The 25,115-nt window shown below is 71.8% G+C and carries 20 protein-coding genes; 3 read left to right on the forward strand and 17 right to left on the reverse strand.

The window, feature by feature from the left end:
* Positions 1-178: 178 nt before the first annotated feature.
* The 7 genes from truB to rimP all read right to left on the reverse strand — a co-directional run bounded on the left by truB (position 179) and on the right by rimP (position 7,179).
* Positions 179-1,081 (reverse strand): tRNA pseudouridine(55) synthase TruB, encoded by a 903-nt coding sequence (truB, locus tag ACT1U9_RS07380; RefSeq protein ID WP_444537567.1) that lies wholly within the window; start codon positions 1,079-1,081, stop codon positions 179-181.
* A complete protein-coding gene (rbfA, locus tag ACT1U9_RS07385; RefSeq protein WP_444537568.1) occupies positions 1,078-1,530 on the reverse strand; it encodes a 30S ribosome-binding factor RbfA in 453 nt (150 codons plus the stop codon). Before rbfA ends, truB begins: the two co-directional genes overlap by 4 nt.
* A gap of 38 nt (positions 1,531-1,568) precedes the next feature.
* The gene (locus tag ACT1U9_RS07390; RefSeq protein ID WP_361433984.1) at positions 1,569-1,862 is read right to left on the reverse strand and encodes a DUF503 domain-containing protein; all 294 of its coding nucleotides are present in this window, start codon (positions 1,860-1,862) and stop codon (positions 1,569-1,571) included.
* Positions 1,863-2,000: 138 nt separating this feature from the next.
* The gene (infB, locus tag ACT1U9_RS07395) at positions 2,001-5,108 is read right to left on the reverse strand and encodes a translation initiation factor IF-2 (protein WP_444537569.1); all 3,108 of its coding nucleotides are present in this window, start codon (positions 5,106-5,108) and stop codon (positions 2,001-2,003) included.
* Between the two features lie 150 nt (positions 5,109-5,258).
* Complete coding sequence (locus ACT1U9_RS07400; RefSeq protein ID WP_444537570.1) at positions 5,259-5,555, reverse strand: YlxR family protein; 297 nt, start codon at positions 5,553-5,555, stop codon at positions 5,259-5,261.
* Positions 5,556-5,686: 131 nt separating this feature from the next.
* Positions 5,687-6,679 (reverse strand): transcription termination factor NusA, encoded by a 993-nt coding sequence (gene nusA, locus ACT1U9_RS07405; RefSeq protein ID WP_444537571.1) that lies wholly within the window; start codon positions 6,677-6,679, stop codon positions 5,687-5,689.
* A 2-nt stretch (positions 6,680-6,681) separates the two neighbouring features.
* On the reverse strand, positions 6,682-7,179 hold the full coding sequence (gene rimP / locus ACT1U9_RS07410; protein WP_444537572.1) for a ribosome maturation factor RimP: 498 nt from the start codon (positions 7,177-7,179) through the stop codon (positions 6,682-6,684).
* Positions 7,180-7,356: 177 nt separating this feature from the next.
* Here rimP and ACT1U9_RS07415 point away from each other — a divergent pair, with 177 nt between their 5' ends.
* Genes ACT1U9_RS07415 through ACT1U9_RS07425 form a run of 3 tightly spaced genes read left to right on the forward strand, consistent with a single transcriptional unit; the run spans position 7,357 to position 9,231 of the window.
* A complete protein-coding gene (locus ACT1U9_RS07415) occupies positions 7,357-7,884 on the forward strand; it encodes a hypothetical protein (RefSeq protein ID WP_444537573.1) in 528 nt (175 codons plus the stop codon).
* Complete coding sequence (locus ACT1U9_RS07420; RefSeq protein ID WP_444537574.1) at positions 7,881-8,309, forward strand: ferritin-like domain-containing protein; 429 nt, start codon at positions 7,881-7,883, stop codon at positions 8,307-8,309. Before ACT1U9_RS07415 ends, ACT1U9_RS07420 begins: the two co-directional genes overlap by 4 nt.
* A 22-nt stretch (positions 8,310-8,331) precedes the next feature.
* Positions 8,332-9,231: an aminoglycoside phosphotransferase family protein gene (locus ACT1U9_RS07425; RefSeq protein ID WP_444537575.1), complete on the forward strand. Its 900-nt coding sequence runs from the start codon at positions 8,332-8,334 to the stop codon at positions 9,229-9,231.
* Positions 9,232-9,473: 242 nt separating this feature from the next.
* Here the strand turns inward: ACT1U9_RS07425 and ACT1U9_RS07430 are convergent, their stop codons facing one another.
* The 10 genes from ACT1U9_RS07430 to ACT1U9_RS07475 form a co-directional block, all read right to left on the reverse strand.
* Positions 9,474-11,174 carry a proline--tRNA ligase gene (locus tag ACT1U9_RS07430; protein WP_444537576.1) on the reverse strand — a complete coding sequence of 567 codons (1,701 nt, stop codon included), beginning with the start codon at positions 11,172-11,174 and terminating at the stop codon, positions 9,474-9,476.
* Positions 11,175-11,263: 89 nt separating this feature from the next.
* Positions 11,264-11,830, reverse strand: a complete 567-nt coding sequence (locus tag ACT1U9_RS07435; RefSeq protein WP_444537577.1) for a GNAT family N-acetyltransferase — start codon at positions 11,828-11,830, stop codon at positions 11,264-11,266.
* Between the two features lie 15 nt (positions 11,831-11,845).
* The gene (locus ACT1U9_RS07440) at positions 11,846-12,688 is read right to left on the reverse strand and encodes a GNAT family N-acetyltransferase (RefSeq protein ID WP_444537578.1); all 843 of its coding nucleotides are present in this window, start codon (positions 12,686-12,688) and stop codon (positions 11,846-11,848) included.
* 169 nt (positions 12,689-12,857) lie between these two features.
* The gene (ispG, locus tag ACT1U9_RS07445) at positions 12,858-14,015 is read right to left on the reverse strand and encodes a flavodoxin-dependent (E)-4-hydroxy-3-methylbut-2-enyl-diphosphate synthase (protein WP_188278384.1); all 1,158 of its coding nucleotides are present in this window, start codon (positions 14,013-14,015) and stop codon (positions 12,858-12,860) included.
* Between the two features lie 256 nt (positions 14,016-14,271).
* Positions 14,272-15,570, reverse strand: a complete 1,299-nt coding sequence (locus ACT1U9_RS07450; protein ID WP_188278383.1) for a M50 family metallopeptidase — start codon at positions 15,568-15,570, stop codon at positions 14,272-14,274.
* On the reverse strand, positions 15,567-16,817 hold the full coding sequence (dxr, locus tag ACT1U9_RS07455; protein ID WP_444537579.1) for a 1-deoxy-D-xylulose-5-phosphate reductoisomerase: 1,251 nt from the start codon (positions 16,815-16,817) through the stop codon (positions 15,567-15,569). The genes ACT1U9_RS07450 and dxr overlap by 4 nt, the downstream gene beginning before the upstream one ends.
* A gap of 118 nt (positions 16,818-16,935) precedes the next feature.
* Positions 16,936-18,861 (reverse strand): acyl-CoA dehydrogenase family protein, encoded by a 1,926-nt coding sequence (locus tag ACT1U9_RS07460; RefSeq protein WP_444537580.1) that lies wholly within the window; start codon positions 18,859-18,861, stop codon positions 16,936-16,938.
* Between the two features lie 160 nt (positions 18,862-19,021).
* The gene (locus ACT1U9_RS07465; protein ID WP_444537581.1) at positions 19,022-20,467 is read right to left on the reverse strand and encodes an aldehyde dehydrogenase family protein; all 1,446 of its coding nucleotides are present in this window, start codon (positions 20,465-20,467) and stop codon (positions 19,022-19,024) included.
* A gap of 262 nt (positions 20,468-20,729) precedes the next feature.
* Complete coding sequence (locus tag ACT1U9_RS07470; protein WP_444537582.1) at positions 20,730-22,274, reverse strand: PucR family transcriptional regulator; 1,545 nt, start codon at positions 22,272-22,274, stop codon at positions 20,730-20,732.
* A 142-nt stretch (positions 22,275-22,416) separates the two neighbouring features.
* Positions 22,417-24,789 (reverse strand): ATP/GTP-binding protein, encoded by a 2,373-nt coding sequence (locus tag ACT1U9_RS07475; RefSeq protein WP_444537583.1) that lies wholly within the window; start codon positions 24,787-24,789, stop codon positions 22,417-22,419.
* Between the last annotated feature and the right edge of the window lie 326 nt (positions 24,790-25,115).

Genomic DNA, 25,115 nt, shown 5'->3' on the forward strand with positions numbered 1-25,115 from the left:
ATCCGCCCGAGAAGAACGCGAGGCGACTGCGCCCCCGAGTGCACCCGTTCTCGACTCCGAGCGCCCGCTCGCACGGGTGAAAAGCGGCGTGGCGGGCTCGTATTGAGCCCGCCACACGTTTAAGGGGCCGGGACGAGTCCCGGCCCCTTGAGGAACCTCATGCCGTAAAGGACACCGACTAGCCGAAGACCGCCAGGCTCTTCGCCTTGCCCCGCTGGCTCTCCACCAGCGCGAGCAGCCGGCTCCCGGGGCCGAACACGGCGACCGGCTTGCCGCTCTCGTACACCTCGGGCATGTCCAGGCGTACGCCGTTCAGAAGCAGTCCGGCGCGTCGCTCGTCGACGTCCCAGCGCGCGAACGCCGCGTCCGCCGCCTCGGCGACCGGCATCACCGTCAGCTCCTCCTGGAGCTGGTCGAGGGTCTTCGCGGCGTCCAGGCCGTACGGACCGACCCGGGTGCGCCGCAGTGCGGTCAGATGGCCGCCGACGCCGAGCCCGGCGCCCAGGTCGCGGGCGAGGGCGCGGATGTAGGTGCCCGACGAGCAGACGACGGAGACGACGAGGTCGACGACGGGCGTGCCGTCCTCGGCCACGGCCTCGCGCACGTCGTACACCCGGAAGGAGGACACCGTGACCGGCCGGGCCGGGATCTCGAAGTCCTCGCCGCCGCGCACGCGCGCGTAGGAGCGCTTGCCGTCGATCTTGATCGCGGAGACCTTCGACGGCACCTGCATGATGTTGCCGGTCAGTGCGGCGACACCGGCGTCGATGCCCTCGCGGGTCACCTTGGAGGCGTCGGTGGACGAGGTGATCTCGCCCTCGGCGTCGTCGGTGACGGTGTCCTGGCCGAGCCGGATCGTACCGAGGTACTCCTTCTCGGTCAGGGCGAGGTGCCCGAGCAGCTTGGTGGCCCGCTCGACGCCCAGGACGAGCACGCCCGTCGCCATCGGGTCGAGGGTGCCCGCGTGGCCGACCCGGCGGGTCTTGGCGATCCCGCGCATCTTGGCCACGACGTCGTGCGAAGTGAAGCCGGACGGCTTGTCCACGATGACAAGTCCGTCCGGCGTCCGGTTCTGGCTCATTCGGCGGCGGTACCCTCGTCGTCCTCGTCACCGGGCTTCTTGTACGGGTCGGCGTCGCCGGCGTACGTGGCGCCCGAGGAGACCTCGCGCACCGCGGCGTCCGAGGCCCGCGCCTTGTCGAGGAGGTCCTCGATCGTCTTGGCGTTCTCCGGCAGCGCGTCCGCCACGAACGTCAGGGTCGGCGTGAACTTGGTGCCCGCCGCCGCCCCGACCGCGGAGCGCAGGATGCCCTTGGCGCTCTCCAGGCCCGCGGCCGCGCTGGCCCGGTCCTCGTCGTCGCCGTAGACCGTGTAGAAGACCGTGGCCTCCCGCAGGTCGCCGGTGACCCGGGTGTCCGTGATGGTCACATGCGTACCGAGGCGCGGGTCCTTGATGCCGCGCTGCAGCTTCTGGGCGACCACTTCCCGGATGAGGTCCGCCAGCTTCTTCGCCCGCGCGTTGTCGGCCACTGGTCCTTCTCCTTCTTTGCCTTGCTCAAATTCAGAATTCAGTCTTCGTCACTGTGGAGCCTGCGTCGCACCGACAGCAGCTCCACCTCGGGCCGGGCGGCGACCATGCGCTCGCACCGGTCGAGTACGTCCGTGAGGTGCCCGGTGTCGCCGGAGACCACCGCCAGACCGATCTCGGCCCTGCGATGGAGGTCCTGGTCACCGACCTCCGCCACGCTCACCGCGTACTTGCGCTGGAGCTCGGCGACGATCGGCCGGACGACGGAGCGTTTTTCCTTCAGCGACCGTACGTCGCCGAGGAGCAGATCGAAGGACAGCGTCCCCACATACATAGGTGTCCGGATATCCCGCCGGTCCGGGGTAGGTGACCCCGCCGACCACTTGGCGGGGACACCAGAACCGTACACGGAACGGCCGGGGCCGATCGACGGAAATAATCTCCGCCGACCGGCCCCGACCGAAGGTGACGATCAGCCTCGCGGCTTCTCGCGCATCTCGTACGTCGCGATGACGTCGTCGATCTTGATGTCGTTGAAGTTTCCGAGGTTGATACCACCCTCGAAGCCTTCGCGGATCTCGGTGACGTCGTCCTTGAAGCGGCGCAGCCCCTCGATGTTGAGGTTCTCCGCGATGACCTTGCCGTCGCGGATGAGGCGGGCCTTCGTGTTCCGCTTGACCTCGCCGGAGCGGATGAGAACACCCGCGATGTTGCCGAGCTTGGACGAGCGGAAGACCTCGCGGATCTCCGCGGTGCCGAGCTCGACCTCCTCGTACTCCGGCTTGAGCATGCCCTTGAGGGCAGCCTCGATCTCCTCGATGGCCTGGTAGATCACCGAGTAGTACCGGACGTCGACGCCCTCGCGCTCCGCCATCTGCGCGGCACGGCCGGCCGCACGGACGTTGTAGCCGATGACGATGGCGTCGGAGCCCATCGCCAGGTCGATGTCGGACTCGGTGACCGCACCCACACCGCGGTGCAGGACCCGGATGTCGACCTCTTCACCGACGTCGAGCTGGAGCAGCGAGGACTCGAGAGCCTCGACCGCACCGGACGCGTCGCCCTTGATGATGAGGTTGAGTTCCTGGACCAGACCGGCCTTGAGCACGGAGTCGAGGTCCTCGAGGGACACCCGGCGGGTGCGCTTGGCGAAGTTGGCGTTGCGCTCGCGCGCCGCCCGCTTCTCGGCGATCTGACGGGCCGTACGGTCCTCGTCGACGACCAGGAAGTTGTCGCCGGCGCCGGGGACGTTGGTGAGACCCAGGACCAGGACGGGGGTCGACGGACCCGCTTCCTCGACGTTGTTGCCCTTGTCGTCGAGCATGGCGCGCACTCGGCCGTAGGCGTCGCCCACGACCATCGTGTCGCCGACGCGGAGGGTACCGCGCTGGACGAGGACGGTGGCGACGGCACCGCGGCCGCGGTCGAGGTGGGACTCGATCGCAATACCCTGAGCGTCCTGCTCCGGGTTGGCCCGCAGGTCGAGCGAGGCGTCGGCGGTGAGGACGACGGCCTCCAGCAGCGAGTCGATGTGCAGACCCTGCTTGGCGGAGATGTCGACGAACATCGTGTCGCCGCCGTACTCCTCGGCCACCAGACCGAACTCGGTGAGCTGACCGCGCACCTTGACCGGGTCCGCGCCCTCGACGTCGATCTTGTTGACCGCGACCACGATCGGCACGTCGGCCGCCTTGGCGTGGTTCAGCGCCTCGATCGTCTGGGGCATCACACCGTCGTTCGCCGCCACCACGAGGATCGCGATGTCGGTCGACTTCGCACCACGGGCACGCATGGCGGTGAACGCCTCGTGACCCGGGGTGTCGATGAAGGTGATCTTGCGCTCTTCGCCGTTGACCTCGGTACCGACCTGGTACGCACCGATGTGCTGCGTGATGCCGCCGGCCTCGCCCGCGACGACGTTCGTCTTGCGGATGGCGTCGAGCAGTCGGGTCTTTCCGTGGTCGACGTGACCCATGACGGTGACGACCGGCGGACGCGCGACCAGGTACTCCTCGCCGCCCTCGTCCTCGCCGAACTCGATGTCGAAGGACTCGAGCAGCTCGCGGTCCTCCTCCTCCGGGCTGACGATCTGAACCGTGTAGTTCATCTCGCCGGCGAGGAGCTGGAGGGTCTCGTCGGAGACGGACTGCGTGGCAGTGACCATCTCGCCGAGGTTCATCATCACGGCGACGAGCGACGCCGGGTTGGCGTTGATCTTCTCCGCGAAGTCGGTGAGGGACGCACCGCGCGACAGGCGAACGGTCTCGCCGTTGCCGCGGGGCAGCATCACGCCGCCGACCGACGGGGCCTGCATGGCCTCGTACTCCTGGCGCCTCTGCCGCTTCGACTTGCGACCACGACGGGCGGGCCCGCCGGGACGGCCGAAGGCACCCTGCGTGCCACCACGGCCACCGGGGCCGCCGGGACGACCGCCGAAGCCGGGACGACCGCCGCCGAAGCCGCCGCCACCACCGGGAGCGCCACCGCCACCGCCGGGACGACCGCCGAAGCCGCCGCCGCCACCGGGACGACCGCCGCCACCGGGACCGGCCGGACGGCCGGCGAAGCCGCCGCCCGCCGGGCGACCGGCGCCGCCCGGACGGCCACCGGGGCCACCGGGACCGCGGCCGCCGGGGCCACCGCCGGGACGCGGACCCGCAGCGGGACGCTGCGGCATCATGCCGGGGTTCGGACGGTTACCGCCCGGAGCACCACCCGGACGCGGGGCGCCGCCCTGCGGACGGGGCATGCCGCCGGGGGTAGGCCGCCCGGAGGGACCGGGGTGTGCGCCACCCTGGGGACGCGGAGCGCCGCCGGGGCCGCCCTGCGGACGCGGGGCGCCACCGGGGGCACCGGCGCCGCCGGGACGCGGCGCGCCACCGCCGGGACGGGGCGTCTGCGGACGCGCCATGCCGGTGGAGCCGCCGGAGGTGAAGGGGTTGTTGCCGGGACGCGGACCCGCGGGACGGGCACCGCCCGGGCGCGGGGCGCCCTGGCCCTGCGGACGCGGGGCGCCCGGACGGGCACCCTGGCGCTCGCCGCCCTGACGCTCGCCCTGACCGCCGGAGGCGGCGGGACGGGCGGCCGGACGCGGGCCGGGAGTGGCACCCGCGGGACGCGGGGCCTGCTGCTGCGGCGCGGGGGCCGCGGCGGCGGGAGCCGAGAACTCGGCGGCCGGAACCGGCGCGGCCGGGGCGGGCTTGGCCGGCGCGGGCTTGGGGCCAGGACGCGGGCCGGGGGCCGGCGCCGTGGACGGGGTGCTGCTCTTGGGGGCCTCGGCGGCGGCCGGCTTGGGGGCCGGGGCGCCGGGCTTGGGGGCAGCGGGACGTGCCGCCTGCGCCGGGGAGGGCGCGGCGGGCTTGGCAGGCGTCGCCTTGCGGGGCGCGCCGGGCTTGGCAGCGGACTTGCCGGCGTTGCCACCGGGCCCCTGCAAAGCGTCGGTCAGCTTGCGTACAACCGGCGCCTCGATCGTCGAGGACGCCGAACGGACGAATTCACCGAGTTCTTGGAGCTTGGCCATGACGACCTTGCTCTCAACCCCGAACTCCTTGGCGAGTTCGTATACCCGGACCTTAGCCACTTCGCTCCTTTTAGGTCCGGGTTACCGCCGGACCGTCGCTACTTCATGGGCGTACTCATCGCGTACTCATCGAGTGCTCATCGCAATCTCGACCTACTTCCAACTCGCGAGGTACCTGACCGCACGGGGTGTTCCGTGCCGTACTTCTTCTTACGGTGCTGCGCTTTCGACCGGTGCTGCCTGCTCGACGTGCTGACGCACGGCCTCGCTGTCGAGCAGCTCCTTGGCCTTGAAGGCCCGGGAGAACGCCCGGCGGCGAACCGCCAGGTCGAGACAGACCGAGGCGGGGTGTACGTACGCACCCCGGCCGGGCAGCGTACCGCGAGGATCGGGGACGCAGGCGCCCTCGACCGCCACGATGCGCAGCAGATCGCGCTTGGCCGCTCGCTCCCGGCATCCCACACAGGTACGCTCAGGGCATGCGCGGGCATGCGTCCGGCCAGACACGTTTAAGTCTACCTCCCCGCACCGACCTCACCCCTTTGGGGCAAAAATCGAACGGCTGTTGTCCTAAAAGATCGCCATGACGGCAACAGCAGAGGGGTCCGGTGCTATTCCCGGACCCCGTCGCCGTCTGTTCAGTCCTGCTCGGAGGGCTGCTCCGTGTCCGGCCGGATATCGATGCGCCAGCCGGTGAGCCGCGCGGCGAGGCGGGCGTTCTGGCCCTCCTTGCCGATGGCGAGCGAGAGCTGGTAGTCCGGCACGGTCACCCGCGCGGAGCGGGCCGCGAGGTCCACGACCTCGACCCGGGAGACGCGCGCCGGGGACAGCGCGTTCGCCACCATCTCGGCCGGGTCGTCCGACCAGTCGACGATGTCGATCTTCTCGCCGTGCAGCTCGGCCATGACGTTGCGCACCCGGCCGCCCATCGGGCCGATGCAGGCGCCCTTCGCGTTCAGGCCACTGCGGGTCGAGCGCACCGCGATCTTCGTACGGTGTCCGGCCTCACGGGCGATGGCGGCGATCTCCACCGAGCCGTCCGCGATCTCCGGGACCTCCAGGGCGAAGAGCTTCTTCACCAGATTGGGGTGCGTGCGCGACAGCGTCACGGACGGGCCGCGCACACCCTTCGCCACCCGAACGACGTACGTACGAAGACGCAGTCCGTGGGAGTACTCCTCGCCGGGCACCTGCTCCTGCACCGGCAGCATGGCCTCCATCTTGCCGATGTCGACCAGGACGTTCTTGGGGTCCTTGCCCTGCTGGACGACGCCCGTGATCACATCGCCCTCGCGGCCGGCGAACTCACCGAAGGTGATGTCGTCCTCGGCGTCGCGCAGCCGCTGCAGGATGACCTGCTTGGCGGTGGTGGCGGCGATCCGGCCGAAACCGGTCGGGGTGTCGTCGAACTCCTTGGCCTCCTGGCCCTCTTCCAGGTCGGCCGGGTCTTCCTTCGCCCACACGGTCACATGACCGTTCTCGCGGTCGAGCTGCACGCGCGCGCGGCGGAAGCTTCCCTCGGTGCGGTGGTAGGCGATGAGGAGGGCCGACTCGATGGCCTCGACCAGCAGGTCGAAGGAGATCTCCTTCTCCCGTACCAAACCCCGCAGGGCACTCATGTCGATGTCCATGGCTACGCCTCCTCTTCCTTCTTGTCCTTGCGGTTGAACTCGATTTCGACACGCGCCTTGGCGATCTCGGAGAACGCGAGGCGGCGGGTGGTGGCCTTGCGGCCCTTCACGCCCGGCACTTCGAGGTCGAGGCCCTCCTCGTCGGCGCCCAGGATGCGCGCGACCAGGTCGCCGCCCTCGTTGAGCGTCAGCCGGGCGAGCCGCCCGGTGGCGCGCACGTAGTGGCGCAGCTCGGAGAGGGGGCGCTCGGCGCCGGGGGACGTGACTTCGAGGACGTACTCCTCGTCACCCATGACGTCGCTCTCGTCGAGCGCGTCGGAGACGGCGCGGCTCAGCTCGGCACAGGTGTCCAGCTCCACGCCCTCGTCGGAGTCGACGACGATCCGCAGCATGCGGCGGCGGCCGGCCCGGGACACCTCGATCTCCTCGAGATCGAGATCCTTCGCGCTGACGAGCGGTTCCAGCAGTCCGCGCAGCCTCTCGCTCTGGGTCGTGCTCATCCGGGTGACTCCTCGGCCGCGTGTGCTGTTGTGGGATCGTCGCGTTCGTCGCGTGTCAGATCAAAGGGTATCCGGTCCCGGGGGGTGTTGCCGTCCACGGGGACCGGGGCGCGGGTACGCTCGCCTGCGGTGATCATCAGGCGGCCGCCAGGCCCCCGAGCCCGCAGGGAGTACAGAGTGCCGCGCACGGCGACCGGGACCCGGGGAGCGGGCACCACACGCAGGACCGCCCTCGCGGCGACGGGCGCGGTGGCCGCGGCCGGACTCCTCGCCGCCTGCTCCTCCGCCGATCCGTCCGACGGCCCGGCGGCACGAAAGCGCGAGGCGGCGGCCCGCGCGGAGGCCGCCCTGCGGCTGACGGCATCGACGGCGAGCGCCGCGCTGCGCGACCGATACGAGGCGGTCGCGGTACGCCATCCGGTGGTACGGCCCCTGCTGGCACCGCTGCACGCGGAGGCGACGCAGCACGTGACGGCGCTGGCGGGCCCGCGCCCTACTCCCCCATCGCCTGCTGCCGCCGTGCCGGACGATCCGGAAGCGGCGCTCCGCGAATTGGCGGCAGCCGCCAGGCGCACCTCCGACACGCACACGACGGTGCTCGCCGACGCGCCGCCGGAGCTGGCGCGGCTGCTGGCGTCGGTGGCGGCTGCGGCCGCGGTCCACGCGTATCTCTTGACCGAGCAGCGGGAAGGCGACCGGCGATGACGGCTCTGGACGCGGCGCAGGCCGCGCTCGCCGCCGAGCATGCGGCGGTGTACGGGTACGGGGTGCTCGGCGGCCGGGTCGACCAGCCGCGCGCGGCCGAGGCCCGGGACGCGTACGCGGCCCACCGCGCCCGGCGCGACGCGCTCACCCGGACCGTGCGCGACCTGGGCGCCACCCCGGTCGCGGCGGCGCCCGCGTACGCGCTGCCCTTCCCGGTGCCGGACGCGGCGGCCGCGGTGCGGCTCGCGGCCGAGTTGGAGGACCGGGTGGCGGGCGTCTACTCCGACCTCGTACGGGCGGCGGGCGGCCCACTGCGCCGGGACGCGGCGGCCGCGCTGCGGGAGGCGGCGGTGCGTGCGGGGCGGTGGCGGGGCGGCAGCGTAGCCTTTCCGGGGCTCGCCGAACGTCCGAGCCCGCCCGGGTAGCCGATCAAGGGACAACGCACGCATGGCTTTCGAACCGCCTGAGCGGCTGGTACGCGCGCTCGGCGAGACGTACGGGAACGACGTCGCGGCGCGCTGGCTCGGGCAACTGCCCGAACTCGCCGACGCCACGGCGGCGCGGCGCGGACTCACGGTGGACCGGGTGCAGGCGCCCGGCGGCCGCAGCAGTCTGGTCCTGCTCGTACGGTGCGAGGACGGCACCCCGGCGGCCCTGAAACTCGCGCCCCCGGCGGCGCGGCCGGAGTGGGAGCGGGCGGCGCTGAGGCACTGGAACGGCTGGGGCGCGGCGCAGCTCCTCGATTCGGACTCCTCTGAGGAATCGCTCCTGCTGGAGCGGCTGCACCCCGAGGTGTCGCTGCGCTCGCTCCCCGAGGCGAAGGCGCTGCTGGAGGCGGCGGGGACGGTACGGCGCCTGTGGGTGGAGCCGCCCGCCGAGCACGCCTTCGAGACGGTCGCGGAACGGACCGAGCGTCAGGCGGGGCCGATGCGGGCGTTGGTGGAGCCGGAGTTGGCGCCGCTGGTGGAGGCGGCGCTGACGGCTCGCGACAACTTGACGTCGTCGCCCGCCGAATCCCTCCTCCTCCATGGCAACTTCCGCCAGAGCAAGGTGCTTTCGGGCGAGCGGGCGCCGTGGCTGACGGTGGGGCCGGAGCCGGTGGTCGGGGAACGGGCCTACGACTTGGCCCGCCTGGTGCGTGACCGGGTCGAGGATCTGATCGCGGCGCCGAGCGGGGCGTCGGTGGCGCGGCGGCGGGTGAACAAACTGGCCGACTCGTTGGACGTCGACCGCGACCGTCTCCATGGGTGGACCCTGTTCCGAGCGGTGGAGTCGGGGCTCCGGGCGCGGGCGGCGGGCCGCACGACCGACGCGGAACTCCTCCTGGAATTCGCGGACTGGCTGTAGCGGCCCGATTCCCCCACAGACACCTGGGGCTCCGCCCCCGGACCCCGTTCTTCGGCTGCGGGCCGGTGGGGGCTTGTCGCGCAGTTCCCCGCGCCCCTAGGTAGTTAGGGGCGCGGGGAACTGCGCGAGCAACCCAGCACGATCCGCAGACAAACGGGGGGTCCGGGGGCGGAGCCCCCAGGAAAAACCTCCCCCGCCCCCACCCACCCCCGGAGGGTCTGGGTGAAGGGGCGGGGAGGGGCTCAAGCTCGCAGGCGGGCGATCGCGTCCGTGAGCGGGAGCTCCTCGCGCTCACCGGTGCGGCGGTCCTTCAGCTCCACCACGCCCTCCCCGGCCCGACGCCCGACGACCAGGATCTTCGGGACGCCGAGAAGCTCCGCGTCGGTGAACTTCACCCCGGGCGACACCCCGGCCCGGTCGTCGACCAGCACCCGCAGCCCCGCGTCGGCCAGAAGCGACGCCGCCTCAAGGGCGACCTCCGTCTGGAGCGCCTTGCCCGCCGCCACGACGTGGACGTCCGCCGGCGCGATCTCCGCGGGCCAGCACAGCCCCTGCGCGTCCGCCGTCTGCTCGGCCAGCGCGGCCACGGCCCGCGAGATGCCGATGCCGTACGAACCCATCGTCACCCGCACCGGCTTGCCCTGCTGGCCGAGCACGTCGAGCTGGAAGGTGTCGGCGTACTTCCGGCCCAGCTGGAAGATGTGGCCGATCTCGATCGCCCGGTCGAGGCGAAGGCCCGCGCCGCACGCGGGGCACGGGTCGCCCTCCTCGACCACGACGACGTCGAGGTAGTCGTCGACAGAGAAGTCACGGCCGCACACCACATTGCGCGCGTGCGTGTCCGCCTTGTTGGCGCCCGTCACCCACGCCGTGCCCACCGCGACCCGAGGGTCGGCGATGTAGCGGACCTTCTCCAGGCCCTGCGGGCCGACGTAACCCCGTACGAGGTCGGGCCGGTCCGCGAAGTCCTCGGCCGTCACCAGCTCCACGACGGCCGGCGCCAGGTGCTCGCCGAGCTTGCCCAGGTCCACCTCGCGGTCGCCGGGCACCCCGACCGCCACGATCTCCCCGTCCACCTTGACCAGGAGGTTCTTCAAAGTGGCCGAGGCCGGCACGCCCAGGTGGGCCGCCAGGGACTCGATCGTGGGCGTGTCCGGCGTGTCCAGCTCCTCCACCGGCCCGACCCCGGACGCGTCCGCCGCCGTCGCCACGAACGTCACCGCCTCGGTGTTCGCCGCGTACTCGCAGGCGGGGCAGTCCACGAAGGTGTCCTCGCCCGCGGCGGCCGGGGCCAGGAACTCCTCCGACGCCGAACCGCCCATCGCGCCCGAGACCGCGGAGACGATCCGGTAGTCGAGGCCGAGGCGGGCGAAGATCTTCTGGTAGGCGGCGCGGTGCAGCGCGTACGACTCGGCCAGGCCCTCGTCCGTCGTGTCGAAGGAGTACGAGTCCTTCATCTGGAACTCGCGGCCGCGCAGCACGCCAGAGCGGGGGCGCGCCTCGTCGCGGTACTTCGTCTGGATCTGGTAGAGCATCACCGGCAGGTCCTTGTAGGACGTGCACTGGTCCTTGACGGTCTGGGTGAAGATCTCCTCGTGGGTCGGGCCGAGGAGGTAGTCCGCGCCCTTGCGGTCCTTGAGGCGGAACAGCAGATCGCCGTACTCCTCCCAGCGGCCGCTCGCCTCGTACGCCTCCTTGGGCAGGAGCGCCGGGAGCAGCACCTCCTGGGCGCCGATCGCGTCCATCTCCTCGCGCACCACGTTCGAGATGTTGTCCAGGACCTTCTTGCCGAGCGGCAGCCAGGTCCAGATCCCGGCCGCGTTGCGGCGCACGTAACCGGCGCGCACGAGCAGCTTGTGGCTGAGCGTCTCGGCGTCCGCCGGGTCGTCGCGCAGTGTCTTGACCATCAGACGGGACATGCGCTGGACCTGGGCGGCTGCCATGGGGATCTCTCCTGTACGTACACGGGTGGTGTCAGGAGGTTATCCGCGCGCCACGCGCGCGCGGTAATCGGTTTCGGGAACCGACGGGTCTACGGCCGCAGCAGCGGCAGCGCCGCGCCCATCACTGCATAAGGCCTCGGCGCACTGGGAAAGTGGACTTGCCCCGCCAGATCGCTGTATCCCAGCGCCCGGTACAGCCCGCGCGCCGGGCTCTCCGTGTCGATCGCGGAGAGGATGGACCTCGGCTCGGCCGCGCTGTCCGTGATCCTCGTGATCAGCTCACGGCCGACGCCCATGCCCTGGTGGGCGGGGTGGACATGGAGTTCGGTGATCACGAACGAGTCGTCCAGCCACCAGTCGGTGCCGGTGTCGCGCAGATACGGTTCGACGACCGTGGACCACCAGTGCGTACGGCTGTTGGGCATCCCGTACACAAAGCCGACGAGCCGTCCGTCGGGCATGGTCGCGCCCAGGGCGCGGGCGCCCGGGCAGGCGAGGTGGCGCAGCACGATGTGGCGGCGCACGCCGACCTCGTCCGCGCTGAGCCCGAACGCGACCGCCTGCACGGCCAGCGCCTCGTCCACGCGGGCGGCGAGGTCGAGCGGTCCGACGACCACCTCGGGGGTCTGCGGGGCGGACCCGAAGGAAGCTGACATGGCCGCACCCTACTGTCAGAAGAGCACGCTCATGAAAGCCCCCGTCTCACGGAAGCCGACCCGGCGGTAGCAGGCGCGCGCCGCGGTGTTGAAGTCGTTCACATAGAGGCTGACGACCGGCGAGACGTCGGCGAGCGCGTAGCGGAGCACGGCGGCCATGCCGGTGACCGACAGGCCCCGGCCGCGGAACTCGGGGGCGACCCAGACGCCCTGGATCTGGCAGGCGCTCGGGGTGGCCGCGCCGATCTCGGCCTTGAAGACCACTTTGCCGTTCTCGATACGGGCGAACGACCGCCCGGAGCCGACGAGTTCGGCCACCCGCGCCTGGTAGAGCAGCCCGCCGTCGCCCGCCATCGGGGAGACGCCGACCTCCTCGGTGAACATGGCCACGCAGGCCGGCATGATCACGTCCATCTCGTCCTTGCGGATCCGGCGGACGTACGGGTCGGGGACTATGTCGTCGGGCATCCGCTCGGTGACCATCAGCGGCTGATGGGAGCGGACGTCGCGGGCCGGTCCCCAGGCGGGCTCCAGGAGCTTCCAGAGCAGGGCGGTCGCCTCGGCGGGGCCGACGATGGAGGAGCAGCGGCGGCCGGTGCGGCGGGCCCGGTCGGCGAAGGCGCGCACGGCCTCGGGGGTGGCGCAGATCGGCACGAGGTTGGCGCCCGAGTAGCAGAGCGAACGCAGCTGCCCGTCCGCGTACCAGCCCCACATCTCGCCGCCCAGGCGCCACGGGTCGAGCCCGGCGACCTGCACGCGGGAGGCCACGAAGGCGTTGGCGACCGGCTCGCTCTCCAGAACGGCGAGCGCCGCGCCGAGGTCACCGGGTTCGAGGACCCGGGTGGTGGTCTGCGTCAACACGTGGGGCCTCACCATACGGTCTGCTGATCTCCGCACTGTACCTGGCGCCCCAGTGGATCGCCGCCCTCAGCCGAAAGCCCCGCTCGACGCAAGGGCGCGGAGCGGGGCTCTGGACGTACGGCAGCGGTGCCTTCGCGTACGAACGCGTCGGCCACCGGCGATGGGTTCAGCCCGCGACGGACACCGACGGCTCGCCGGACATCACGCCGTCCTTCTCCATCTGCTCGGCGATCTTCATCGCCTCTTCGATCAGCGTCTCGACGATCTTCGACTCCGGGACGGTCTTGATGACCTCGCCCTTCACGAAGATCTGCCCCTTGCCATTACCGGAGGCGACACCGAGGTCGGCCTCGCGGGCCTCACCCGGACCGTTCACGACACAGCCCATCACCGCGACCCGCAGCGGGACCTCCATGCCCTCCAGGCCCGCCGTGACCTCCTCCGCCAGCTTGTACACATCCACCTGCGCACGACCACACGACGGACACGAGACGATCTCCAGACGGCGCTGGCGCAGGTTCAGCGACTCCAGGATCTGGATCCCGACCTTGATCTCCTCCGCCGGCGGCGCCGACAGCGAGACGCGGATGGTGTCGCCGATGCCCTCGCTGAGGAGCGCGCCGAACGCGACGGCCGACTTGATCGTGCCCTGGAACGCCGGACCCGCCTCCGTCACACCCAGGTGCAGCGGGTAATCGCACTGCGCCGCCAGCTGACGGTAGGCGTTCACCATCACCACCGGGTCGTTGTGCTTCACCGAGATCTTGATGTCCCGGAAATCATGCTCCTCGAAGAGGGACGCCTCCCAGAGAGCGGACTCGACCAGTGCTTCGGGCGTCGCCTTGCCGTACTTCTTCAGCAGACGGGCATCGAGGGAACCCGCGTTCACCCCGATACGGATCGGAGTGCCCGCGTCCTTCGCGGCCCGGGCGATCTCCTTCACCTTGTCGTCGAACTGCTTGATGTTGCCCGGATTCACCCGCACCGCCGCACACCCCGCGTCGATCGCCGCGAACACGTACTTCGGCTGGAAATGAATATCCGCGATCACCGGAATCTGCGACTTCCGCGCGATCGTCGCCAACGCATCCGCATCATCCTGCGTCGGACACGCCACCCGCACGATCTGGCAGCCCGACGCCGTCAGCTCCGCGATCTGCTGCAAAGTCGCGCCGATGTCCGACGTACGCGTCGTCGTCATCGACTGCACCGAGACAGGGGCATCCCCGCCGACCGCCACCGACCCGACCTGGATCTGGCGGCTCTTGCGACGCTCGGCCAGCTTGGTCGGTACGGACGGCATTCCCAGTGAAATCGCAGTCATCTGCTGTGCAACCCCAAGGTGTGGATCAAGGTCCCGAGATCGGCGGGCTCCAGCCTCCGAGGTTACGGCACCCCGGGGCACGCAAGCACACCGTGCCCCGACAGTTCACCGAAAGGGGCGGGGCGCGCGCACTCCGTCGCCGCGGACCACGCGGGTGTCCGGCCAGGGGTCCGGGGGTTGCCCCCGGGAAGACACAGCACTGAAAGGGGCGGCCCGGGCACTTTGTGCATCCGGGCCGCCCGACACTTGCGTACCGCTACGAGATCTTGACCGGATTCACCACGTCCGCGACCAGCACGAGCAGGGTGAAGCAGATGAAGATCCCGGCGACCACATACGCGACCGGCATCAGCTTCGCCACGTCGAACGGGCCCGGGTCGGGGCGCTTGAAGACGCGTGCGACCGTGCGGCGCAGCGACTCCCACAGGGCGCCCGCGATGTGCCCGCCGTCCAGCGGCAGCAGCGGCAGCATGTTGAAGAGGAACAGCGACAGGTTGAACCCCGCGACCAGGAACAGCATCATCGCGATCTGGTTCTCCGGCGGGATGTTCAGGGTGAACACCTCGCCGCCGACCCGGGCCGCGCCGACGACGCCCATCGGGGAGTCGGCCTTGCGCTCCTGGCCGTTGAAGGCCGCGTTCCACAGGTCCGGGACCTTGGAGGGGATCGCGACCAGGGACTTCACACCGGAGCGCATCATGTCGCCCATGCGGTCCACGGACTGGCCGAAGGACTGCTGGACGATGCCGGTGGCGGGGCTGAAGCCGAGGAATCCGGCCGAGGTGGTGCCGGTGGTGTAGTTGCCGGAGCCGTCGATCTTCGCCACGTCGTTCTTGATCAGGCTGGCGTGCAGATCGACCGGCTTGCCGGCCCGCTCGACCGTGATGGTGGCCGGGCCGATGGTGTCGCGGATGTGCTTCTGCAGGGCCGACCAGTCGCCGACCTTCTCGCCGTTGAACGCGACGATCTTGTCACCGGCCTTGAGCCCGGCCTGCTTGGCGGGGGCCACCGGGTCGGACGCCTTGCAGGTGTCGCGCTGTTCCTTCTGCGAGATCACACAGTCGGAGACCTTGCCGACCTGCGTGGTCTGGGTGTTGACGCCGAACGTCATCATCACGCCGAAGAAGATCGCCACGGCCAGGATCAGGTTCATGAACGGCCCGGCGAACATCACGATCACGCGCTTCCACGGCTTGCGCGTGTAGAAGAGGCGCGACTCGTCGCCGGGCTGGAGCTCCTCGAAGGCCGCCGAGCGGGCGTCCTCGATCATGCCGCGCCAGGGCGAGGTGGACCGCGCGGTGATCCGGCCGTCCTCGCCGGGCGGGAACATGCCGATCATGCGGATGTAGCCGCCGAGCGGGACCGCCTTGATGCCGTACTCGGTGTCGCCCTTCTTCCGCGACCAGATGGTCGGGCCGAAGCCGACCATGTACTGCGGCACCCGGATGCCGAACATCTTGGCCGTGGAGAGGTGGCCCAGCTCGTGCCACGCGATCGAGATGAGCAGGCCGACCACGAAGACGACTATGCCGAGGACCGTCATCAAAATCGTCATGCGCGCGCCTTTGCTGTCGCCTTCACCGCGAGTTCACGGGCCCGGGCCCGTGCCCAGGTCTCCGCTTCCAGGACGTCCGAGACCGTGAGGGAAGTTCCCTCGGCGGGGGTGCCGTGCTCGGCCACGACCTCCGTGACCGTATCCATGATGCCGTTGAAAGGCAGCCGTCCCGCCAGGAAAGCGTCCACACACTCCTCGTTCGCGGCATTGAACACCGCCGGGGCCGTCCCGCCCAGCTCTCCGACGTGCCGGGCGAGTCCGACCGACGGGAACGCGTCGGTGTCGAGCGGGAAGAACTCCCAGCTCGACGCCTTGGTCCAGTCGAAGGCGGGGGCCGCGTCCGGCACCCGCTGGGGCCAGCCGACGCCGATGGCGATCGGGCCGCGCATGTCGGGCGGGGTGGCCTGGGCGAGGGTGGAGCCGTCGGTGAACTCGACCATGGAGTGCACATACGACTGCGGGTGGACGACGACCTCGATGCGGTCGAAGGGGATGTCGTAGAGCAGATGCGCCTCGATGACCTCCAGGCCCTTGTTGACCAGGGTCGCCGAGTTGATGGTGATCACCGGGCCCATCGCCCAGGTGGGGTGCGCCAGGGCGTCCTCGGGCGTGACGTCCGCCAGCTCCGCGCGCGTACGGCCGCGGAAGGGGCCGCCGGACGCCGTGACCACCAGCTTGCGTACGTCGGCGCGGGTGCCGGCGGCGAGGGCCTGGAAGAGGGCGGCGTGCTCGGAGTCGACCGGGATGATCTGGCCGGGCTTGGCGAGCGCCTTGACCAGCGGGCCGCCGACGATCAGCGACTCCTTGTTGGCCAGCGCCAGCGTGCGGCCCGCTTCGAGCGCGGCCAGCGTCGGCGCGAGGCCGATGGAGCCGGTGATGCCGTTGAGGACGGTGTGGCACTCGGAGGCGGCGAGCTCGGTGGCGGCGTCCGGCCCGGCGATGATCTCGGGCAGCGGCTCACCGCCGTACTGCTCGGTCAGCGCCTCGCGCAGCGCGGGCACCGCGTCGGGCCGCGCGACGGCGACCGTACGCACCCGGAGCCTGCGCGCCTGCTCGGCGAGGAGCGCGACCCGGCCGCCGGACGCGGCGAGCGCGGTGACGCGGAACCGGTCGGGGTTGCGCAGCACCAGGTCGATGGCCTGGGTGCCGATGGACCCGGTGGCGCCGAGGACGACGATGTCCCGGCGGCCTTCGGCGGGGTCGAAGGCGATGTGCGGGTCGGCGAGGGGGGCTGGGCTGTCGCTCATGCTCCCATTGTTGCCGCATCGGCTGTGCGTCGGGACAGCACTCCCCCGCGCGGCGCCCCAGCACACCACCGGGACACCGGGCGCTCCTGCGCTCCGGCGCCCCAAATGGCGTACGGATTCAGCGAATTGGGCGATGGACGTTGTCCCGCGTGGCGGGTCCGGGGGTGGCGTCGGCGATCCACGGGCCGTCGCCGGACGGGTCGACGACGCCCTCTTCCAGCCAGGTGTACGAACCGGCGAGTACGCCGTCGACGACCTTGCGGTCGAGGTCGTCGGTGTTGGCCCACAGCCGGTTGAACAGCTCGTCGACGCGGATGCGGGCCTGGCGGCAGAACACGTCGGCCAGCTGGTGCGCCTCCTTGCCGTGGGCTCCGGCGGTGCGCAGCATCTCGGCGCGTACGCACGCGGCGCTCATCGCGAACAGCTCGGCGCCGATGTCGACGATCCGGCCGAGGAAGCCCTGCTTGGTCTCCATCCGGCCCTGCCAGCGCGACATCGCGTAGAAGGTGGAGCGCGCGAGCTTGCGGGCGGACCGCTCGACGTACCGGATGTGCGGGGCCAGATCGCCGAACTCGCTGTAGGACGTGGGTAGTTGACCGGGCCCCGAGAGCAGTTTGGGCAGCCAGCGGGCGTAGAACGCGGCGGCGCCCGCGCCCGCCTTGGCCTTGTCCGGCAGCTTCTTGTCCGGATCGATCAGGTCGCCCGCGACCGACAGATGCGCGTCGACGGCCTCGCGCGCGATCAGCAGATGCATGATCTCGGTCGAGCCCTCGAAGATCCGGTTGATCCGCAGATCGCGCAGGATCTGCTCGGCCGGTACGGCCCGCTCGCCCCGCGCCGCCAGCGACTCGGCGGTCTCGAAGCCGCGCCCGCCGCGGATCTGGACCAGTTCGTCGGCCATCAGCCAGGCCATCTCGGAGCCGTACAGCTTGGCGAGCGCCGCTTCGATACGGATGTCGTTGCGGTCCTCGTCGGCCATCTGCGAGGAGAGGTCGAGGACCGCCTCCAGGGCGAAGGTGGTCGCCGCGATGAACGAGATCTTGGCGCCCACGGCCTCGTGGTGCGCGATCGGCTTGCCCCACTGCTCACGCGCCGCCGACCACTCGCGGGCGATCTTCAGACACCACTTCCCGGCGCCCGCGCACATCGCGGGCAGCGACAGGCGCCCGGTGTTCAGCGTGGTCAGGGCGATCTTCAGCCCGGCGCCCTCGGGTCCGATGCGGTTGGCGGCGGGGACCCGGACCTGGTGGAAGCGGGTGACGCCGTTCTCCAGGCCGCGCAGGCCCATGAAGGCGTTGCGGTTCTCGACGGTGACCCCGGGCGAGTCCGCCTCGACGACGAAGGCCGTGATGCCGCCCTTGTGCCCCTCGGACTTCGGCACCCGCGCCATCACCACCAGCAAGTCGGCGACGACGCCGTTGGTGGTCCAGAGCTTCACGCCGTCCAGGACGTACGCGTCCTCGCCGTCCGGGACCGCCGAGGTGGCCAGCCGGGCCGGGTCGGAGCCGACGTCCGGCTCGGTGAGCAGGAACGCCGAGATGTCGGTACGGGCGCAGCGCGGCAGGAACGTGTCCCGCTGCTCCTGCGTCCCGAACAGTTTCAGCGGCTGGGGTACGCCGATCGACTGATGCGCGGAGAGCAGCGCGCCGATCGCGGGGTTCGCCGAGCCCGCCAGGGCCAGCGCCTTGTTGTAGTACACCTGGGTGAGACCGAGCCCGCCGTACTTGGTGTCGATCTTCATCCCGAGGGCGCCGAGCTCCTTGAGCCCGTTGATCACCTCGTCGGGGATCTGCGCCTCGCGCTCGATCAGGGCGCCGTCGATCTTCGTCTCGCAGAAGTCCCGCAGCTTGGCGAGGAACGCCTCGCCCCGCTCCACGTCCTCCGTGGCGGGCAGCGGATGGGGATGGATGAGGTCGAGCCGGAAGCGGCCGAGGAAGAGTTCCTTCGCGAAGCTGGGCTTTCGCCAGTCCTGCTCGCGCGCGGCCTCGGCGACCTGGCGCGCTTCGCGCTCGGAAACCTTGGGTGTGCCGTGTGGTGCGGTCATGAGGGGTACTCCTCGCCGCGACGTCTTCGGGCGCGCACGCACCCGTTACCGGACAGTGCTACTCGTCCGTATGTACCCGATTCCGCGCGGCCCGACCACCCCTGGGACGCGAAAACGGCCGGAGCCCGCTGGTGGACTCCGGCCGCTTCGTTCGTACGTCCTAGAGGGCGAGACCCGTCAGGACCAGCACGCGCTCGTACGTGTAGTCGTCCATCGCGTAACGGACGCCCTCGCGGCCGACGCCGGAGGCCTTGGCGCCGCCGTACGGCATCTGGTCCGCGCGGTAGGAGGGGACGTCGCCGACGATGACGCCGCCGACCTCAAGGGCGCGGTGGGCGCGGAAGGCGGTCTGCACGTTGTGCGTGAAGACGCCCGCCTGGAGGCCGTACTTGGAGGAGTTGACGGCCGCGAACGCCTCGGCCTCGCCGTCCACCTTCTGCACGGTGAGGACCGGTCCGAAGACCTCCTCGCAGGCGAGGGTGGTGTCGGCCGGGACCTCGGCGAGCACGGTCGGGGCGTAGGCGGCGCCGTCGCGCTTGCCGCCCGCGAGCAGCTTCGCACCGGCGGTGACGGCCTCGTCGACCCAGGACTCCACGCGCTTGGCGGCGTCCTCGCTGACCAGCGGGCCGACGTCGGTGGCGGAGTCGGACGGGTCACCGATGACCTGCGCCTCGACAGCGGCGACGATCTTGGGCAGCAGCCGCTCGTAGACGGCGGCGTCCGCGATCACGCGCTGCACGGAGATGCAGGACTGACCGCCCTGGTAGTTGGAGAAGGTGGCGATACGGGTCGCCGCCCAGTCCAGGTCCTCCTCCGAGGCGAAGTCGGCGAGGACGACGGCCGCGCCGTTGCCGCCGAGCTCCAGGGTGCAGTGCTTGCGCGGCACCGAGTCCATGATCGCGTAACCGACCTTGTCGGAGCCGGTGAAGGAGATGACGGGCAGCCGCTCGTCCTGGACGAGGTGGGGCATGCGGTCGTTGGCGACCGGCAGGATGCTCCACGAGCCCGTCGGCAGCTCGGTCTCGGCCAGCAGCTCGCCGATGATCAGACCGGAGAGCGGGGTGGCCGGGGCCGGCTTGAGGATGATCGGCGCGCCGACGGCGATGGCCGGGGCGACCTTGTGGGCGCACAGGTTCAGCGGGAAGTTGAACGGTGCGATGCCGAGGACGACGCCCTTGGGGAAGCGGCGGGTCAGCGCGAAGCGGCCCTGGCCGCCGGCGTCGGTGTCGAGACGCTGAGCCTCGCCGCCATTGAAGCGCCGAGCTTCTTCGGCGGCGAACCGGAACACGGACACGGCGCGGCCGACCTCGCCACGGGCCCACTTGATGGGCTTGCCGTTCTCGGCGGAGATGAGCTGCGCGATCTCCTCGGTGCGCTCGGCGAGCCGCTTCGACACGTGGTCGAGGGCGGCGGCGCGTACGTGCGCCGGGGTCGCGGCGAACTCGTCGACCACGGCGTGGGCGGCGGCGACGGCCTCCTCGACCTGGGCCTCGGTCGGCACGCTCACCTTGCCGACGAGTCGGCCGTCCCACGGGGAGGTGACGTCGAAGCTGTCCGCACCGGTGGCCTGGCGGCCGGCGAGCCAGAAGGCGTGGGTGGAAGTCATGACGAATCCCGGCCCTTCCGAGGTTGGGGGTGGTCTTGCTTGTTTTCTCCCACCGTAGGCCGGGGGCGGCGAGTCGGGGCTTGTCCGGGGTGGAGTGGTGGGGCGCGCATGTACACCGCTTTGGAGGACCCCACCCCGCCCCTTCCCGAAAGCTCTGGGCGAGCGGCCGGGTAATGGGCCCTTCGGGCCCCCTCCTCAGGGGCGCGGGGAACTGCGCGAGCAACCCAGCACGATCCGCAGCCGACCGACAACCGCCGAAGTGTCACGCCTCCGGCGGCGTCGTCGCCTTCAGGGCCAGCCACAGCTCCATGCGGACGTCCGGGTCGTCCAGGGAGCGGCCGAGGATCTCCTCGACGCGGCGCATCCGGTAGCGCAGCGTGTGGCGATGGACGCCGAGGTCGGCCGCCGCCGCGTCCCACTGCCCGTGGCGCGAGAGCCACGCCCGCAGCGAGGCCACCAGATCCCCCCGCCCCGTGGCGTCGTGCTCGTACAGCGCCCGCAACATCCCGTCCGCGAACGCCCGCACCGCGTCGTCCGCGAGCAGCGGCACCAGTGACCCGGCCACCAGCTCCTCGTGCTCCACCAGCCGCCGCCCCCGCCGCCGGGCGACGGACAGCGCCTGTTCGGCCTGCTTGTACGCGGACGCCGCAGCGATCGGCCCGGCCGGCGCGGACAGGCCGATCACGACCTCCGCGCCCTCCTCCGGCTCGAAGCCCGTACACGCGGCCACCGCGTCGCCGCCATCAGCCGCGAGCACCACCAGACGCTCGCCCTCGGGCACGGCAAGCACCGCCTCGCCCGAGCGCGACGCCGCCGACTCCATCGCCTCGGCCAGCACCCCCAGGTCCGCCGACTCCCCCTCGGCCTCCGCGATGACCAGCCGGAACGGGGCGTCGAGCAGGCCGCCGTAGAGGTCACCGGCGACCGCCCGGGCATGGTCCTGCTGCCCCGAGAGCAGCATCCGCAGCACCGCCGCACCGAGCCGCTGCTCGGCCTGCTGGAGGGCACGCGAGCGCTCGGTGGTCAGGGTCAACAGCGCCACCGCCGAATGCACCGCGTACCGCTCGGCCGTACCCAGCGGCGCACCCGTACCGACCGCGAGCGCCCCCCGCGCCCGCCGCCCGGTCCCGAGCGACTGGAGCTCGACACGATCGTCGGAGCGGTCGTCCGAACCGCCGACCACGGCGCTCGCGGGCGCGGGCCGGTCGCGCAGCCGGGCCACGTCGGCGGTGAGCCGGGCCGCCCGCCGCCCCGCCCACTCGGGCTGCACCGCGACCACCGCGCCCGAGGTGTCGTACAGCGCCGCCCACCCGTCCACATGCGCCGCGAGCCGCGCGAGCAGCTCGGCGGGGCCTTCGGCGAGCGCCGCACGCGTCAGCTCGCGCTGGGCCTCGAAGCCCGCCGTCACCGCCCGGTACTGGTCGGCTGCGATCGCCGCCGAGACCGCCTTGGAGATCGCCAGGAACGGGGTGCGGCGCGGCACTTCGAGCAACGGGAAGTCCTCGGCCCGCGCGGCGTCGAGCAGCGCGTCCGGCACCGTCTCGTAGTTGACGCCGACGGCGAAGCCGAGCCCGACGACCCCGGCTCCGGCGAGCCTGCGCACATAGCGCCGCATCGTTTCCGGATCCTCCGCGTCCAGCGTCATCGCCGTGATGAGCAGGAGCTCGCCGCCCTCCATGTACGGGACGGGGTCGGCCAGTTCACTGACGTGCGCCCAGCGCACCGGCGTGTCGAGCCGGTCCTCGCCCGCGCGCACGATGAGTTTCAGCGCCGAGTGCTGGACGAGGGAGGCGAGGGTGGGCGGCATGGGGCCTTCGACGACCTTTGGAGGGGGGAGGGGAAATGCGCCGTCCCGTATGAACAGCGCACCTCGATTCTGCCAGAACGGCGGGGTCCCGGCGCCCGCCCGGGCCCCACCTCCGTACGGACGAAAGCGACGTACGGACGGCTCAGCCCCGCAGGTCCACAAGGAGCGGCGGCGCGTGCTCCCCCCGTACGTCGCTCAGCGAGAGCACCGCGTGCCCGGCCGGCACCTGGTGGGCCAGCTGGGACGCCGACCAGCGCTCCCGCTCGACCTTGCGCACGGTCACCGCGTCCCGGGTCACCGGCTTGCCCGTGGCCAGCTTGCGCAGCGCGTGCATCGCGCGCGTGAGCGGCTGGTCGGCGAAGACGGCGTGCCGGGCGACCTCGGTGGTCTCGATCCACTCGGTGCCCCACAGCTGGGAGAGCAGCTGCCCGTCCCAGGTGGTGACCCCACGGAACGCCATATGGCAGCCGACCGCCGCGAGCAGCGGGGTGTGCAGCCGCTCGGGCACGTCCGCGAGCGCCCGCAGACTGAGCACCACTCCGGCGTTGGCCTGCCGCAGCCGCTGCACCGCCCGTACGGAACCGGCGGTCACCGCGTGCGTGGCGTCGTCCACGACCAGACAGGCGAAGAGCGAGCGGTCCCGGCGCGCGGCCGCGCTCGTCGTGAACTGCGCGAGCAGCAGCCGGTTCAGCAGCCGCGCCGCCTCCGGATGCGCCCGCTCGGGCAGATCGACCCTCACTCGTACGGGGTGCTCCAGAGCGCGCAGCGAGAACGGCCGGGTGTGGCCGGTGGTGTCGAAGAACGCGGCGAACGCGGGCCGGTCCAGGCACGCGAGGCGGTCGGCGAGGACGAGACCGGGCTCGCCCGGGACGTCGGCCTGGCGGGCGCGCGCCTCCAGCTCGCGGTGGAGCGCGGGGTGCGCCGCGCGGTCCAGATCGGCGCGGAGCGCGGCGAACGTGTCGCCCGAACCGTCCAGGAGCTCGCGCAGCTGCGGCACGGAGGGGAAGCGGCCGTACGCGGCCCGGTACGGCCCGAGCAGCTGGGCGAGCGCGGTCGCGGCCCGCCGCACGTCGGCGTCCGGCAGATCCCCGGCGCAGGCCTCGGCGAGCAGGGCTGCGGCCTCGTCCGGGTCGTCGGTGCCGCCGTAGAGGTCGAGGTCGTACTCGGACTGCGCGTCGCCCGGCCGCACGATCACGTCGTACGCCTCGTCGGCGCCCAGCGGGGTGCCCGCAGCGCCGACCGCGACCACGGCGGCCTGTCCGGCGAGCGCCTGGAGGGCGAGCGACTCCACCACGGGCCGCACCAGATGGCGGGTCTTGCCCGCGCCGGACGGGCCAAGGGCGAGCAGCGAGGTGCCGAGCGCCGCCGGGTCGACGGCCGCGCCCGCACCCCGGCGGGCGGGCGGGTTGTTCTCCAGATCCGCGAACCGCCCGAGCCGCACCTGTGAGGTGAGCAGGTCGTGGGTGGCGGTCCGGGCGGGCAGATCGCGGTCGCCGGACGGATGCAGACACGCGCGCGATCCATCCCTCAGCACCGCGTCCGTGAACGCGCTCAAGCGGCCCGGGTCGGCGACCACGGACGTCCAGGCGCGCTGGATACGGGCGCAGTCCACGTCGTTCATCCGGCCGCTGTCGGCGTCGGCGGCCAGCCGGTCGGCGGCGGCGTACTGCCCGGCCGCGCGCAGCTGCGGCCAGTCGGCGGGACTCTCGGCGGGCCCGGTGGGCGCGGCCGAACTAGGGGCCGGGGCACGCCCGGTGCGTTCGCGCCACAGCCCGAGCCAGTCCCCCGCCCGACCGCAGAACCAGACCACGGCTACCGCTACCACTACGTGGTAGACGGTCGTCGTCGTGTCGATGGCGTCCTTCGTGGCCACCGGGTCGTCGCTGAAGATCCACGAGTGCGGCACCAGGCCGATGGCCAGGGAGTAGAACGGCAGATAGTCGTCGGCCCAGATCAGGAACCACACAAGGGCCCCGGCGACCAGCGCGGTGCGCACCGCGCGCGCGGGCTGCGGATGGTCGGCCGCGTACCGGCGGAAGATCTCGCGCCAGTTCCCCAGATGCCCGAACCCGTAGATCACCGCACCGGCGACCAGGCTGTTGTACGCGGCGAGCGCGGTCAGGGCCGCCGGGGGCCGCCGGTGCAGGCCCAGCCACCAGTCCGACGGCGTGAACAGCTCAAGGGGGACGCGGCTGCGCGGCACATACCCGTTGCGCCACAGCGACCACACCAGAATCGCCGCGAGCAGCGCGACCAGGGCGCCGCTGATCAGCGCCCGGTCCGGCACCCGGTGCCCGTCGTCCTGGGGCCGCGGCCGATGCCCGTACCGCCACAGCCCCGGCTCGGCGGCCGCACGCGGCGTCCGCAGCCACTCCCCCAGCGCGGGGCGCCCGGGGGGCCGACTGGGCTGCGGCGGAAACGCGGGCGGCAGCGCCGGAACGGGCGGCGGCACGACCGGCCGCGGCACCGGCCGCGCCTCGATACCCCGTGCGTCGTGCGTACCTTCGGTGTCCATCGGCCCCTTGCCCCCTGACCAGCCAGGTCCGTAACCAAGTCCAGCCCAATCTAAGCGGACTTGCAGCCGCACGCAGCGATCCCGCGCCCATACAAGGGGCGCGGGGAACTGCGCGACCAGCCACATACGACCCGCAGCATCCCACCGGCCGATCAGGGGCGCGGGGCTGTGACATTTCGCGGCTCCGCCGCGTGGGCGCGACAAGCCCCCACCGGCCCGCACCCGACCGACGGCCCGACAAGGGGCGCGGGGAACTGCGCGAGCAACCCAAGACGGCCCGCAGCCGAAACACGCACCCGGCGCGGAGCGCACCGCACCGCTATGTC

This window comes from Streptomyces sp. BR1 (assembly GCF_052373795.1).
Lineage (GTDB): Bacteria > Actinomycetota > Actinomycetes > Streptomycetales > Streptomycetaceae > Streptomyces.

Bases quoted from the DNA above. Each gene is read 5' to 3' on its own strand.
- truB (WP_444537567.1), bottom strand. From the start codon at position 1,081: ATGAGCCAGAACCGGACGCCGGACGGACTTGTCATCGTGGACAAGCCG.
- ACT1U9_RS07390 (WP_361433984.1), bottom strand. From the start codon at position 1,862: ATGTATGTGGGGACGCTGTCCTTCGATCTGCTCCTCGGCGACGTACGG.
- nusA (WP_444537571.1), bottom strand. From the start codon at position 6,679: ATGGACATCGACATGAGTGCCCTGCGGGGTTTGGTACGGGAGAAGGAG.
- rimP (WP_444537572.1), bottom strand. From the start codon at position 7,179: ATGAGCACGACCCAGAGCGAGAGGCTGCGCGGACTGCTGGAACCGCTC.
- ACT1U9_RS07420 (WP_444537574.1), top strand. From the start codon at position 7,881: ATGACGGCTCTGGACGCGGCGCAGGCCGCGCTCGCCGCCGAGCATGCG.
- ACT1U9_RS07425 (WP_444537575.1), top strand. From the start codon at position 8,332: ATGGCTTTCGAACCGCCTGAGCGGCTGGTACGCGCGCTCGGCGAGACG.
- ACT1U9_RS07430 (WP_444537576.1), bottom strand. From the start codon at position 11,174: ATGGCAGCCGCCCAGGTCCAGCGCATGTCCCGTCTGATGGTCAAGACA.
- ACT1U9_RS07435 (WP_444537577.1), bottom strand. From the start codon at position 11,830: ATGTCAGCTTCCTTCGGGTCCGCCCCGCAGACCCCCGAGGTGGTCGTC.
- ispG (WP_188278384.1), bottom strand. From the start codon at position 14,015: ATGACTGCGATTTCACTGGGAATGCCGTCCGTACCGACCAAGCTGGCC.
- ACT1U9_RS07450 (WP_188278383.1), bottom strand. From the start codon at position 15,570: ATGACGATTTTGATGACGGTCCTCGGCATAGTCGTCTTCGTGGTCGGC.
- dxr (WP_444537579.1), bottom strand. From the start codon at position 16,817: ATGAGCGACAGCCCAGCCCCCCTCGCCGACCCGCACATCGCCTTCGAC.
- ACT1U9_RS07460 (WP_444537580.1), bottom strand. From the start codon at position 18,861: ATGACCGCACCACACGGCACACCCAAGGTTTCCGAGCGCGAAGCGCGC.
- ACT1U9_RS07465 (WP_444537581.1), bottom strand. From the start codon at position 20,467: ATGACTTCCACCCACGCCTTCTGGCTCGCCGGCCGCCAGGCCACCGGT.
- ACT1U9_RS07470 (WP_444537582.1), bottom strand. From the start codon at position 22,274: ATGCCGCCCACCCTCGCCTCCCTCGTCCAGCACTCGGCGCTGAAACTC.
- ACT1U9_RS07475 (WP_444537583.1), bottom strand. From the start codon at position 24,789: ATGGACACCGAAGGTACGCACGACGCACGGGGTATCGAGGCGCGGCCG.